General features: G+C 59.0%; 13 protein-coding genes. 7 read left to right on the top strand and 6 right to left on the bottom strand.

Features of this window, described 5'->3' with window-relative positions; genetic code table 11:
• Positions 1–276 precede the first annotated feature (276 nt).
• The 5 genes from KGA88_RS19900 to KGA88_RS19920 form a co-directional block, all read right to left on the bottom strand.
• A complete protein-coding gene (locus KGA88_RS19900; RefSeq protein ID WP_223593781.1) occupies positions 277–1,827 on the bottom strand; it encodes an ArnT family glycosyltransferase in 1,551 nt (516 codons plus the stop codon).
• A gap of 2 nt (positions 1,828–1,829) precedes the next feature.
• Positions 1,830–2,108, bottom strand: coding sequence for a lipid-A-disaccharide synthase N-terminal domain-containing protein (locus KGA88_RS19905; RefSeq protein ID WP_085729405.1), 279 nt, complete (start codon positions 2,106–2,108; stop codon positions 1,830–1,832).
• Positions 2,105–2,845, bottom strand: coding sequence for a glycosyltransferase family 2 protein (locus KGA88_RS19910; RefSeq protein ID WP_223593783.1), 741 nt, complete (start codon positions 2,843–2,845; stop codon positions 2,105–2,107). The genes KGA88_RS19905 and KGA88_RS19910 overlap by 4 nt, the downstream gene beginning before the upstream one ends.
• A gap of 48 nt (positions 2,846–2,893) precedes the next feature.
• Positions 2,894–3,871 (bottom strand): NAD-dependent epimerase/dehydratase family protein, encoded by a 978-nt coding sequence (locus tag KGA88_RS19915; protein WP_223593786.1) that lies wholly within the window; start codon positions 3,869–3,871, stop codon positions 2,894–2,896.
• Positions 3,872–4,069: 198 nt separating this feature from the next.
• On the bottom strand, positions 4,070–4,690 hold the full coding sequence (locus tag KGA88_RS19920; RefSeq protein ID WP_223593788.1) for a cell wall hydrolase: 621 nt from the start codon (positions 4,688–4,690) through the stop codon (positions 4,070–4,072).
• A 142-nt stretch (positions 4,691–4,832) separates the two neighbouring features.
• Here KGA88_RS19920 and KGA88_RS19925 point away from each other — a divergent pair, with 142 nt between their 5' ends.
• The 3 genes from KGA88_RS19925 (at position 4,833) to KGA88_RS19935 (ending at position 7,393) form a co-directional block, all read left to right on the top strand.
• Positions 4,833–5,684, top strand: coding sequence for a CAP domain-containing protein (locus KGA88_RS19925; protein WP_223593790.1), 852 nt, complete (start codon positions 4,833–4,835; stop codon positions 5,682–5,684).
• 218 nt (positions 5,685–5,902) lie between these two features.
• Positions 5,903–6,145 (top strand): hypothetical protein, encoded by a 243-nt coding sequence (locus KGA88_RS19930; RefSeq protein ID WP_223593793.1) that lies wholly within the window; start codon positions 5,903–5,905, stop codon positions 6,143–6,145.
• A 30-nt stretch (positions 6,146–6,175) separates the two neighbouring features.
• Complete coding sequence (locus KGA88_RS19935; RefSeq protein ID WP_223593795.1) at positions 6,176–7,393, top strand: aminoacyl--tRNA ligase-related protein; 1,218 nt, start codon at positions 6,176–6,178, stop codon at positions 7,391–7,393.
• Positions 7,394–8,065: 672 nt separating this feature from the next.
• Here KGA88_RS19935 and KGA88_RS19940 read toward each other — a convergent pair.
• Entirely contained in the window at positions 8,066–8,227 is a 162-nt protein-coding gene (locus tag KGA88_RS19940; protein WP_110663354.1) for a DUF2474 family protein, read from the bottom strand.
• A 435-nt stretch (positions 8,228–8,662) separates the two neighbouring features.
• Between KGA88_RS19940 and moaA the strand changes: the two genes are divergently transcribed.
• The 4 genes from moaA to KGA88_RS19960 all read left to right on the top strand — a co-directional run bounded on the left by moaA (position 8,663) and on the right by KGA88_RS19960 (position 13,762).
• Positions 8,663–9,661, top strand: a complete 999-nt coding sequence (moaA, locus tag KGA88_RS19945) for a GTP 3',8-cyclase MoaA (protein ID WP_223593804.1) — start codon at positions 8,663–8,665, stop codon at positions 9,659–9,661.
• A gap of 5 nt (positions 9,662–9,666) precedes the next feature.
• Complete coding sequence (locus tag KGA88_RS19950) at positions 9,667–10,566, top strand: bestrophin family protein (RefSeq protein WP_223593806.1); 900 nt, start codon at positions 9,667–9,669, stop codon at positions 10,564–10,566.
• A gap of 180 nt (positions 10,567–10,746) precedes the next feature.
• Positions 10,747–12,105 carry a chromate efflux transporter gene (gene chrA / locus KGA88_RS19955; RefSeq protein WP_110662616.1) on the top strand — a complete coding sequence of 453 codons (1,359 nt, stop codon included), beginning with the start codon at positions 10,747–10,749 and terminating at the stop codon, positions 12,103–12,105.
• Positions 12,106–12,478: 373 nt separating this feature from the next.
• On the top strand, positions 12,479–13,762 hold the full coding sequence (locus KGA88_RS19960) for an NAD(P)/FAD-dependent oxidoreductase (protein ID WP_223593808.1): 1,284 nt from the start codon (positions 12,479–12,481) through the stop codon (positions 13,760–13,762).
• Positions 13,763–13,776 lie beyond the last annotated feature (14 nt).

A 13,776-nucleotide genomic window follows, 5' to 3' on the forward strand; every position in this document is an offset into this window, starting at 1 on the left:
CAGCAAGCCGGCTCCTACAGCTCCCCGGGAAGTACGCGATCACCTGTAGGAGCCGGCTCGCTGGCGATGGTCGTCAACGATAACGCGTCTGAACTGGATAAACACGGCGCATTCGAGTCCATCGCCAGCAAGCCGGCTCCTACAGCTCCCCGGGAAGTACGCGATCACCTGTAGGAGCCGGCTCGCTGGCGATGGTCGTCAACGATAACGCGCCTGAACTGGATAAACACGGCGCATTCGAGTCCATCGCCGGCAAGCCGGCTCCTACAGTTCCCCTCAGGGATTGGCTGCCTGCACTGGCGCCGATGGCATATGCGGGTCATTCCAGCTGAACCGGTAGGCTTTGCCGGTCTCTTGCGGCAGGCATTTGCCGTTGTCGGCATCCACCCCCACGATCGACCAGTTCGCCCTGGCGTTTTCCCCCAGTTCACGGGCCGCTTCGGGTTTGAAGCACTGGTTCAGCACTTCATCCGGCACCAGTGCGTAGGCCTTGGGGTGTTCGCGCAGGTACTGCGCGGCCTTTTCGATGGTCGAATAGTCCATGCCGAAATGCACGATCGGCTGCCGGGCAAACAGCCAGTGCCCCTCCTCCCAGTTGACCAGCACCAGATCGGCACCCTGGGTCATGGTCGCGGCCTTCGCCATGAGCACCTGATCAATGTTGGTGCCGTCCTTGAGCGGTTCGATGAAACCACGGGCGAACCACAGCACGAACCAGGTCGCTACCAGTGCCGGGAACGCCCGACGCAAACGCGGGTGCCGTTTGAACCAGCGCTTGAGCAGCCACGGGATCAACGGTGCGGCGACCAGCACCAGCCCAGGCAGCGCCGGGTAGATGTACAGCTTGCGCTTGCCAGTGCTGAAGCAGAAAAACAGCACCACCAGCGCCACCCACCCGAGCAACACCAGGACCCGGCCGTCGCGTTTTTGCAACTGCCGGCGCCAGGCCGGCACCAGCCATGGCAACACCAGCACCAACGGTAGCCAGTACTGCGGAATCACGTTGGTGAAGAAGTACCAGAACGGTTCGCGGTGATGCCACGCCGCAGCATAGCGCCCCGCGGTCTGGTGCAGGAGGATCTCCCGTGCGTAGGCGATTTCGTCTGCGCTGCCATTCAAAATGATGGACAAGGCCAGGGGCAACAGCCAGATCGCAATGGCACCCAGCATGACTGCAAGCCCCAGCAACCACTTGCGTGCCTCACCGGGCATGGCCACCACGCCGGGCCAGCCTTTGCGCACCGCATAGGCGTACGGAATCAGCATCAGCGCCGGCAGGAAGCCCACGCCCTTGGTGATCACGCCGATGCCCATGGCCGCGCAGCCCGCGTAGAACCAGCGCCACGCCGGACCAAGCAGCAGGTGCCGCGCCAGACCGTACAGACCCAGGGAGGTGAACAGAATCAGGAAGCTGTCGATCTGGCCGGTGCGCAGGATGCTATAGGTCTGGTACGTCGCCAGGTACAACAGCGCGGCGTTGCGCCCAGTACGTTGGGTCCACAGGCGACGCCCCAGGTCATAGACCATCGCCGTGACCGTCACCGCGGAAAACAGTCCCGGGATATAAAGGGCGATGTTCGGTTTGCCGGTCAGCCAGGTGAAGAACGCCACCGTCCACATGAAAATCGGCGGCTTGTCGCCGTAGATCTCGGCGGCACGGTGCGGGATCAGCCACGAGCCGTTTTGCAGCATCTCCAGCGCGACACCGAGGAAGCGCTCCTCATCCACATTCTGCGCCTGACGCAGGCCCATGCCCGCGCCGATCAGCAACAGGGCAAGCAGCATCAAGCCCAGGCATTCAACCCTGGGCGACAACGATCTACGCATGCTCATTCCTTTACGCTTCTGCTTTTGGCAATCAATTGCAGGTTGCGAAAATAGACGATGGAACCAAAGGCCTGCCCGACGATGAACACCGGGTCCTGGCGATAAATGGCATAGGCCAGCAACAAGGTGCTGCCGACGATGCTCAGGTACCAGAAGTTGGTCGGGATCACGCTGCGTTTTTTGTACTCGCTGTACAGCCACTGCAGGACAAACCGCCCGGTAAAGGCAACCTGCCCCGCAAAGCCGACCAGCAGCCAAAGGGTTTCACGGGTCAGCATCATCCTTCGAGCTCCTGGGCAGTGGTGTTCAGGCGCGTGCGTTTGATCAGCCACCAGACACCGATCAGGTCAAGAATGCCGACCAACGCGCGATCAAGGTTGCCGTATTTCGATACCCCGGCCGTGCGTGGCCGGTGGTTGACCGGGTGCACGATCATGCGCCCGTTGTGGCGCTGGATCAGCGCCGGAATGTAGCGATGCATGTGGTCGAAATACGGCAGGCGCAAGAACGCCGCGCGCTCGATCAGCTTCAGGCCGCAACCGGTGTCCGGGGTGGCGTCCTTGAGCAAGCGCCGACGCAGGTTGTTGGCGAACCGCGAGGCGTAGCGTTTGCTCGCGGTGTCGCGGCGATTGACCCGGTGCCCGGCGACCAGTTGCACATCGACCTTGCCCGGTTCGCCGCGCACCAGCGCGAGCATGCCGGGGATGTCCGCCGGGTCGTTCTGGCCGTCGCCATCGAGGGTCGCCAGCCACTGCCCACGGGCTTCACGGGCGGCGTGGTACAGCGAAGTGCTCTGCCCCAGCGACCGTTCGTGGTGGAGGATGCGCAAGGTGTTCAAGCCGTCGTGGCGGATCTGCCGCAGTTCATGCAGGGTCGCGTCGGTGCTGCCATCGTCGACCACGATGATTTCGTAGGATTCATCAGCCAGCGCCACGCGGATTTCCTCAAGCAATGGCTTGAGGTTGTTCGCTTCGTTCTTGGCGGGAATCAGTACGGATACAAAAATGTCTTGGCTCATGGAGTCTCTCTCGCCCTTTTTGATTATTCGAGATCAGAGGCGAACGCTTCAAATCCGGTAGAACTGCCGATACCACTTCACAAATTCACTTACGCCGGTTTCCAGCGTCACCTGCGGGCTGAAGCCCACCCACTCGGCCAGTGCCGAGACATCGGCCCAGGTCTTGACCACATCGCCGGCCTGCATCGGCAGATAGTTGCGTCGGGCTTGCAGGTCCAGGGCGGACTCCAGGCACTCGACGAAATCCAGCAACGCCACCGGCATGCCACGCCCTATGTTGAAGAGCCGGTTGACCCCGGTAGCCAAGCCTTGCGGCAGCGGAGGCTTTGGGCGCAACCGGGCGATGCCTTCGACAACGTCGTCGACATAAGTGAAATCCCGCGACATCTGGCCCTGGTTGTAAATGTCGATGGGCAGGCCTTTGAGGATGGCCTCGGTAAACTTGAACAGCGCCATGTCCGGGCGGCCCCATGGGCCATAGACGGTAAAAAAGCGCAGGCCGCTGGCTTTCAGGCCATACAAATGGCAGTAACTTTCGGCCAGCAGTTCATTGGCGCGTTTGCTCGCGGCATAGAGCGAAACGGGATGTTCGACCGGGTCCTCGACACTGAACGGCAGCTTGCTGTTCGTGCCGTACACCGAGCTGCTCGAGGCGTAGATCAGATGCTCGGGACGATGGTGCCGACAGGCCTCCAGCACATTGAGGAAGCCGACCAGGTTCGATTGCCCATAGACATCCGGGTTGTCCAGCGAGTAGCGCACCCCCGCCTGGGCGGCCAGGTGTACCACCTCGGTAAAAGCGTGCTCCTGAAACAGGCTCATCAAGGCCGGTTTATCGACGATGTCCATTTTCCGGAAGCGAAAACCCGGCAACGTCTCCAGCACCTTGAGGCGCGCGTGCTTGAGTTCCACGTCGTAGTAGTCGTTGAGGTTGTCGATACCGACGACGTCCAGACCCTCGCGGCACAAGCGCTGGACCGTATGAAAACCGATGAAACCGGCCGCGCCGGTGACCAGGACGGTCATAGGGCGTACGCCGGCGACTGCGCCGTGATCGGCGCGAGATTACTGATCCAGACCCTCGTCAGCTTCATGTTTGGTTCCTGCTTATCGCGTCATTCGCGCACCGTTGCGTGATGAAGCTTATAAAACAGAAACATTTCAGTTTCGATAACGCCTCGCGCGACCTCAAAAAAATAAAATATTTGGCCGAAATCACCGCTGCTATCTGGCCGATCCGTCATGGGGTTTGTAAAACCGGAACAAGCCGATATCCACGGTCTTGATGTATTCCTTGGCCCAATCCGGCTTGACCGTACGGTCATGGAAATACAAGGCACCCTGAGTACGATCCGGCAATTCCTTGTTCAGCGCCTTGCGCGCGATTTCCTTGGCCATCGCGTAAGGCACTTCTTCCTGGACCGAGTCGGATTTGCCGTCACACCACCAGGAGAACTGGCAACTCTTGGTCTCCGAGCCTTGTTTGACTACTTTGCACACCGTGTCCGGAAAGCCTTCGTGGCCCAGGCGATTCATTACCACGTTGGCCACCGCCTCCATGTCGGCGGCATTCTTGCCCTTGGCTTCCCAGTAAATCGACCGGGCCAGGCAGGTGATTGCATCGTCCAGCGGCGCGGCACCCGCCGGGTCAACGGCCTGGACTTCGGATGGAGTAATGGCTTCAGCCTTGGTCGCCGATGCGGGGCTGTTGCTCTCGGCGGCTTTGTGTTCCAGCACCTCGGCCTTGTTCTCGGCCGATTGCTGTTTTTGTTGTTGATCGGTTGCGAATACCGGGCCGGCAAGCACTGTGAAGGCGAGGCAGATGGCGATCCAGTCGGGGCGCATGATCGGGGTCACTCGGTGAGCGATTCGATTCAGTGTAGTAGTGAAATGATTTCACCGGCCCCACTACACTCTGGATAAATCCGTTGTCTTAGAAGGGGCAACTTCGCGCATCATGGGTGCCATCTGCTCAAGGGGGATTTTCATGGGATTCATCTCATCCGCAATGCGTTTTGCCGGTGTGTCACTGGGCCTGGTATTCGCCGCCAACGCCGTGGCGGCCGACGAAGCGCAATTGATCGAATCGATCAACGTCTACCGCAGCCAACCGCAGCGCTGTGCCGGCCAGGTCTCATCGGAGCTTCCACCGCTGTCGGCCGACCCGCGCCTGGTGCTGACCGCCCCGAGCATCGGCAACCTGCAGCAGGCCATGGCCACTGCCGGTTACCCGATGAAGAATGTGCAGGCCATCAGCCTGTCCGGGCCTCGTGATGCGGCGTCGGCGATGAAAGCGATTCAGGAGAGCTTTTGCCAGATAGTGCTCGACCCGCAATTCGTCGATGTCGGCGTCAGCCGCCAGGACCGTGAATGGCGCATCGTGGTCGCACGGCCATTGTTGAGCGCACGCCTGGGTGACGCGCAAGCCGAAGGCCAGAAGCTGCTCACCGAACTCAACGCAGCCCGCACCCGGCCACGCCAGTGCGGTGCACAGTCCTTCGCCGCCGCACCAGCGCTGGCCTGGAACGCCACGCTGGCCAGCGCCGCCGAAGGCAACTCGCGCTCCATGGCCAACAACAACTATTTCGACCACAAGGACCGCGACGGCCGCACCCCCGGCGACCGCGCGGAACTGGCCGGGTATAACTTCCAGCAGATCGGCGAAAACATTGCCGCCGGGCAGGACACCGCGCACAAGGTGGTAGAAGGCTGGCTGACCAGCCCCGGCCATTGCGCCAACCTGATGAACCCGCAGTTCCGCGAACTGGGCGCAGCGTATGCGACCGATCCGAAGAGCGATGCGGGGATTTACTGGACGGCGATGTTTGGGGCGCAGTGAGAGCCATAGCCCCCGAAGTGATTGCATTGGGGGCTATTTGTGGTCGACGAACACGTCGAAGAGCGAAGTAACTTTACAAAAAGAAAGATCCTTCTGAAGGAAATTTCTGAAATATGAAAAACCACACATGAAGTCTTGAAATTTCAAAGCTCAATAAATATACCTACCCCTTACGACACCAATTCGAATAATAATTTCGACTTCAAAGAAAGGGCCCTATGAAAAACGCAATATCACCTACAAGAAATGAAAACTTTTCTGACTGGTATCAACAAGTGATTATACAGTCGGAAATGGCTGAGAACTCTCCAGTTCGAGGCTGCATGGTTATCCGTCCTTGGGGGTATGGCATATGGGAGCAGATTCAACGAGAACTTGATAAGAAAATCAAAGACACAGGACATTCAAACGCCTATTTTCCACTTTTGATTCCGTTATCCTTTCTTCAAAAAGAAGCCTAGCATGTAGAAGGCTTTGCCAAAGAGTGCGCAGTGGTAACCCATTACCGTCTCGAAAAGTCGACGGATGGAGCGCTTGTTCCCGCAGGAACACTAGAAGAACCGTTGATCATCAGGCCCACGAGTGAAACGGTCATCGGTGCATCCTTTTCACGATGGGTACAAAGCTATCGGGACCTACCTTTGCTTATCAATCAATGGGCGAACGTACTGCGCTGGGAAATGCGTCCCCGGATTTTCCTGCGCTCATCGGAGTTTCTATGGCAGGAAGGTCACACCGTTCACGCAACTCATGATGAGGCCTTGGTCGAAACGCTACAGATGTTGGATATCTATGAGCGTTTTACTACCGAGCACCTGGCCATACCAGTAATCAAGGGCGAAAAGTGCTCCTGGGAACGATTTCCAGGCGCCGTCAGCACCTATACCATTGAAGCGATGATGCAAGACGGCAAGGCCCTGCAAGCAGGTACTTCTCATTTTTTAGGCCAGAACTTCGCACAGAGTTCAGACATCCGCTTCGTGAACAAAGAAGGGATAAAAGAACTGGCATGGACCACGTCTTGGGGAGTATCCACGCGACTGATCGGCGCGATGATAATGGCCCATGGTGACGATGATGGACTAGTACTCCCGCCCCTCGTGGCACCGACGCAGGTCGTCATTATCCCAATCGTGCGCAACGAACAAAATGCAGATGCCATCCATGACTACTGTAAAAAACTGCAAAAGCAGATCTGCCGGAAAAAACTCAAGGGGCAAAACCTTCGGGCCAGCGTTGCTTGGCGGGACATGAACAGTGGCGAAAAAAAGTGGTACCACATCAAGCGTGGCGTCCCTGTCCGGATCGAGATTGGCATAAAGGAACTGGAGCAGAATGTGGTGTCCTATTCCTGTCGAAACAACTCCAAAACCATTCTCAAAATTGACGTTGGAAATTTCGTTAACAACATCTCGAAAACACTGAATGCCCTTCAAAAAGACATGTTGGAGATGGCACAGAAAAAACTGTCAGACAACACCACAACGGTCACAACTCTGGGCGAATTCAAAGAGCGATTCAAACAGAATGCAAAACTTAACGCCTTTGTTCTCGCCCCCTTCACAGAAGATGAAAACGTTGAAAAAACTATCGGAGAACTTGGAGCAACCGTTCGCTGTATTCCGCTAAAACAACCTGGAATCTCCGCAACCTGTTTATTCACCGGCCGTAAAACGAACACGTGGGCACTTTATGCAAAGTCATATTGATCCCTGACCACCTACAGCCCCGCTATTGCGGGGCTGTATTGTTTCCAGAGAAGCCAACTTTCCGCCTGCGCTGTAAAAAATCACACCGCCTATCAACCAAAAACCCAGAACCCTGTGCGTAGACTCGGGGGTGATCGCTTTGCCTAAGAGCCCGGTTTGCCGGCGATAGCGACCGCAAGTGCCTCATCGCAGTTCGAACTTGCTCGCGAAAAACGTCTGAACAACGCGATCATTCAGACAGTACGCGTTATCGTTGACGTCCATCGCGAGCAAGCTTCGCTCCTACAGGGAACGAGTTCATTTGCGATCAGGTCGGCTGTAAGGCCGCCTCGCTTTTTCTTTTGCTTTGGCTTTTGATCTTCTTGCCCCCTCGAGAGGCCGAGCGCAGGTTCTGCGCAGTGGGCAACCCGGCATGGATGCCGGGTTAGCTGCCCTCGGCCATGGATGGCCGATGGCGGCGGGCCCACGGAGCAGGACCGGAGCGAGGGCATGCCGAGCCTAGGCGAGGCACCGAACGAAAGGGGCAAGAGCCCTTTGGTTACTTTGGGGCTTTTCCAAAGTGACCCGCTGTAAAAGCGGAACCATAGGTGGCCGTTACCAGAGAAATGGATATTCACCCCACCCAACCCAATCCATACATACGCCTCAAAGTGAACCGGAAATGACCTGCCGTCAGTGGCTACTCATCCCGGCCGCATGCATCAACATCCGCAACGCCCCCGCCACCACCCCCAACGCAACCACACTGCCCAGCCAGTTCTTGGTAACAGCGATCAGCGCGCCCCAACCAGCGGCGGCACCTTTGTAGGGTTTGTAGCGGTCGACTTGAGACATGGTACTTCTCCGTGACAATGCACACAGGCTTGGACCGGATTCAGGTCATTGCTCGAATTGACGGAGAAAGCATATGAATGGCGTTTAAATATTGTCTAATCGCTATTTATGACAGCATTATCGAAACACCCCATCACGATTTTTTACCTTTATTTTCAATTAGTTGAAATAACTTTAGGCTCATTTATCACAAAATAAAGTTCACCATAGAGCCGGTCGATCACCCGGTCATCAATAGTGATTGGACGCCCGCTAAAGTTGCTCTTAGCCTGCGTTCAACAAGTCCGTAATTAACGGAATTCGTAACTGTAGGAGCGAGCCTGCTCGCGATGAGCCCAAGGGCACCGCGTTTAACCAGAAAGCCCGCGTAATCGTTAACGACCATCGCGAGCAGAGCTCGCTCCTACAGATTTTTCGGTGCCAGGAGAAAAAGTCATGTCAGAACGAGTCCTGATCGATGGGTTTGCAAGGCGCGTGGACTATCTGCGGATGTCGGTCACCGACCGCTGCGATTTCCGTTGCGTCTATTGCATGGCCGAGGACATGCAGTTTCTGCCGCGCCAACGGGTACTGACCCTGGAAGAGATTTTTCAGCTGGCACAAAGCTTCGTCGCACTGGGCACCCGCAAGATCCGCCTCACCGGGGGCGAACCCCTGATCCGCCCGGGCGTGGTGCAACTGTGCGAGAAGATCGCCGCCCTGCCCGGCCTGCGTGAACTTTGCATGACCACCAACGGTTCGCAGTTGGCCAAACTGGCCGGGCCGTTGTTCGACGCCGGGGTCAAGCGGCTCAACATCAGCCTCGACTGCCTGGACCCGCAACGTTTTCGCGAACTGACCCGCACCGGTGACCTGGCGCAGGTGATCAAGGGCATCGACGCGGCCAACCAGGCCGGCTTTCGCAACACCAAGCTCAATTGCGTGGTGATGAAAGGCCGCAACGACCACGAGATCAATGATCTGGTGAGCTTCGCCATCGACCGCAACCTCGACATCTCCTTCATCGAGGAAATGCCGTTGGGCACCATCCACGAACACAGCCGCGCCGAGTCGTTTTTCGCAAGCAGCCAGGTCCGCGAGCGCATCGCCGAACGCTACACTTTGATTGATTCCGCCGAGTCGACCCAGGGCCCATCGCGCTACTGGCGCCTGGCCGAGGCGCCGCAGATTCGCCTGGGGTTCATCTCGCCCCACAGCCACAACTTTTGCGGCACCTGCAATCGGGTGCGGCTGACCGTGGAAGGACGTCTGCTGCTGTGCCTGGGCAATGAGCACTCGGTGGATCTCAAGGCTGTCCTGCGCAGCCACCCCGGACAACCCGAGCGTCTGGAAAAGGCCATTATCGAGGCCATGAAACTCAAGCCTTATCGACACAACTTCGAAGTGAACGACGACGTTCAGGTCGTTCGCTTCATGAACATGACGGGCGGCTGAAACCCATGATCGTGAGACCCAAACCCAACCTGATCGGCGTCCTGACGTCTCTCAAGGGTTCGATTGCCAAGCGCATTGCCTGGCGCAGCCTGATGGTGAAGCTGCTCGCCTCGGCCATCGTGCTCATCGAAACCCTGCACCCCAGTTACTTTTCCAAGGTCAGCGCCACGCCCTTCACGCTGCTGGGTTTGTCGTTGTCGATCTTCATGAGCTTTCGCAACAACGCTTGCTACGACCGCTGGTATGAAGCACGCAAGGCCTGGGGCGATGTGATCGTCGAGGTCCGCTCGATGATTCGTGAAACCCTGGTGATCAAGGACACCGATGAGCGATACACAATCCTCAGCAACCTGTGTGGCTTTGCCCATGCCCTGAACGCACGGCTGCGCCAGGAAAACGAAATGGCCGCCAGTGGCGACTGGCTGCAGCCGATGCCCAAGGGCAACTCCACGGACGTCACCGGGCAAATACTGATGCAAGTCGGTCAGCAGTGCTCGACACTCAACGAGTCCGGGGTGATCAACAACTGGCGCTACACGCTCATGGCCAATCATCTGACCAGCCTGACCCATGCCCAGGCCGTCTGTGAACGGATCAAGAACACCCCGCTACCCTTTCCCTACACCCTGTTGCTGCACCGCACCATCTACCTGTTCTGCATCCTCCTGCCATTCGCCATGGCCGAACCCCTGGGCTGGTTGACACCGATCTTCACCGCGATTGTCAGCTACACCTTTTTCGGCCTGGATGCGATTGCCGATGAACTGGAAGACCCGTTCGGCCGCGACGAAAACGACCTGCCCACCGACGCCATCGTGCGCAACATCGAGCGTGATGTGCTGGCGGCATTGGGCGTGACGGAGTTGCCGCCACAACTGGAGCCGGTGGATTTTGTGTTGACCTGATTTTCAGGAAACACACAAAACCTGTGGGAGCGAGCCTGCTCGCGATGGCGGTGGGTCTGCCAACACGCGCCGCCAGGGCCCGATGGCACTGGCACAAACTCCGCCTGAAGCGTCTATCCAACGCGCTCGCGCGTAGCTACAGTCACGGGTTCAAAGCTTATCTGCGCAAGGAATTTCCGCTTGAGCCCGATACCCTCCCCGATCACCGGACAGGCTGTGCCACCACCGCGCACTATCAGCCTGCGCGAAGCCTTCCTGTTCTGGCTCAAGCTCGGTTTCATCAGCTTTGGCGGGCCGGCAGGGCAGATTTCGATCATGCATCAGGAACTGGTCGAACGCCGGCGCTGGATTTCCGAGCGGCGCTTTCTGCACGCGCTCAACTACTGCATGTTGCTGCCCGGACCCGAGGCCCAGCAGTTGGCGACTTACATCGGCTGGCTAATGCACCGGACCTGGGGCGGCGTGATCGCTGGCGTGCTGTTTGTGTTGCCGTCGCTGTTCATCCTGATTGCGTTGTCCTGGGTGTACATCGCCTTTGGCGAAGTGCCCGTGGTCGCCGGATTGTTCTACGGGATCAAGCCGGCAGTCACGGCAATCGTGGTGCAGGCGGCCCACCGGATCGGCTCGCGGGCGCTGAAGAACGGCTGGTTATGGGGCATCGCCGCCGCGTCCTTCGTGGCCATCTTCGTGCTCAACGTGCCGTTTCCGTTGATCGTGCTCGGCGCGGCAATCGTCGGTTACTTCGGCGGACGCCTGGCACCGGAAAAATTCAGGACCGGAGGCCACAGCGCGGCGAAAAAGTCCTTCGGTCCGGCCGTGATCGACGACGACACCCCAACTCCCGAACACGCCCGCTTCAGTGGCTGGAAACTGGCGCGCCTGGCCATTATCGGTGCGATCTTGTGGACGTTGCCCATGGCCATGCTCATCGTACTGTTCGGCTGGGAAGGCACGCTGACCCAGATGGCCTGGTTCTTCACCAAGGCCGCACTGTTGACGTTTGGTGGCGCCTACGCGGTGCTGCCGTATGTGTATCAGGGCGCGGTCGGTCACTACGGATGGCTGACGCCGACACAGATGATCGACGGCCTGGCACTGGGCGAAACCACGCCAGGTCCGTTGATCATGGTCGTCGCCTTCGTCGGTTTCATCGGCGCCTACGTGCATCAGGTCTTCGGCCCGGATCAGGCCTTTGTCGCCGGCGCCATCGCCGCCACGCTGGTGACCTGGTTCACCTTCCTGCCTTCGTTCCTGTTCATCCTCGCCGGCGGGCCGCTGGTGGAATCGACGCACAACGAACTGAAGTTCACCGCGCCGCTGACGGCCATTACGGCCGCCGTGGTGGGCGTGATTCTCAATCTGGCCTGTTTCTTTGCCTACCACGTGCTCTGGCCCAAAGGTTTCGAGGGACACCTGGACTGGCCCTCGCTGCTGATCGCCCTGCTGGCGGGCATTGCGCTGCTGCGTTTCAAGCGCGGGGTGATCGAGGTGTTGATCGGTTGCGCACTGATCGGCCTCGGGATTCACCTTGCAGGTTGAAGGACGACCCCCTACTATCCAGCATCCCCGGAGGCTTCGGCCTCCAACGATTTCCGCAGCCGGAAACACGCGCATGAAGCGTATCGTCAACCTGCCCATGGCCCTGCGCCGCTCGAAACTGCGTCATTCCGCACGTCCGCCGGATAGCGCCCTGCTCGCCTGATTGGTGAGCCCCCTCCTTTCGCTATCCCGGTCCGCGTGAACCCTGCTCAGCCACACACAGAACCTGTGGGAGCGGGCTTGCTCGCGAAAGCGGTGTGTCATTCAGCAGTGATGTCGGCTGAAAGTACGCTTTCGCGAGCAAGCCCGCTCCCACCCTGACTGCGCTCACCTGGCCGGCATTGGCTTCTCCCAATTCTGCCTGGACACCGACATGACTCAACGTTGCAATTCCTACTACACCGCCACCCTCAACCAGGACACCGATTACCCGACGCTGCAAGGCCGGCACCGGGTTGATGTGGTGATCATCGGCGGCGGGTTCACCGGCGTGGCCACCGCCGTCGAGCTGGCGGAAAAAGGCCTGAAGGTCGCCATCGTCGAAAGCCACAAGATCGGCTGGGGCGCCACCGGGCGCAACGGCGGCCAGGTCACCGGCAGCCTGTCGGGTGACGAGGCCATGCGCAAACAGATGCGCCGCACCATCGGCGATGAAGTCGACGACTTCATCTGGAACCTGCGCTGGCGCGGGCACCAGATCATCCAGCAGCGCGTGGAAAAATACGGCATCGCCTGCGACCTCAAGCACGGCCACCTGCACGCCGCGTACAAACCCGCGCACATGGTCGGCTTGCGCAAGGACTACGACGAGGCGGTGCACCGTGGCATGGCCGACGAAGTCAGCCTCCTCGACCGCAGCCAGGTCCGCGACCTGTTGCAAAGCGACCTCTACCACGGCGCGATCAAGAACACCCGCAACATGCACCTGCACCCGCTCAACCTGTGCATCGGCGAAGCCCGCGCGGCCGAAAGCCTGGGCGCACTGATCTTCGAAAACAGCGAAGTGCTGGAGATCATTCACGGAGACACGCCCGGAGTGCGCACTGCCCACGGGCACATCGACGCCAACCAGGTACTGCTGGCCGGCGACGTCTACCACAAGCTGGAACCGGGCAAACTCAAGGGCAAGATTTTCCCCGCCATGGGCGGCATCGTCACCACCGCGCCGCTGGGCGAACTGGCCAAACAGATCAACCCCGAAGACCTGGCGGTCTATGACTGTCGCTTCGTGCTCGACTACTACCGCCTCACCGCCGACGGTCGCCTGTTGTTCGGTGGCGGCGCCAACTACAGCGGCAAGGATTCACGCGACATCGCCGCCGAGCTGCGCCCGTGCATCGAGCAGACCTTCCCGGCGCTCAAAGGCGTGACCATCGACTACCAGTGGAGCTGCGCGATGGGCATCGTGATCAACCGCATCCCGCAACTGGGCAAGCTGTCGGACAACGTCTGGTATTGCCAGGGCTACTCGGGCCACGGCATCGCCACCACCCACATCATGGGCGAAATCATGGGCCGGGCGATCACAGGACAACTGGAACAGTTCGACACCTTCGCCGCCTGCCAGCACATCCGCGTGCCCATGGGCGACCTGCTCGGCAACCCGATGCTCGCCGCGGGCATGTGGTACTACCAGATGCTTGAGCGATTGCGCTGATCCATTCGCTGCAC

The sequence above is a fragment of the Pseudomonas sp. A-R-19 genome, from assembly GCF_019956575.1.
In the GTDB taxonomy this organism is placed as follows: Bacteria; Pseudomonadota; Gammaproteobacteria; order Pseudomonadales; family Pseudomonadaceae; genus Aquipseudomonas.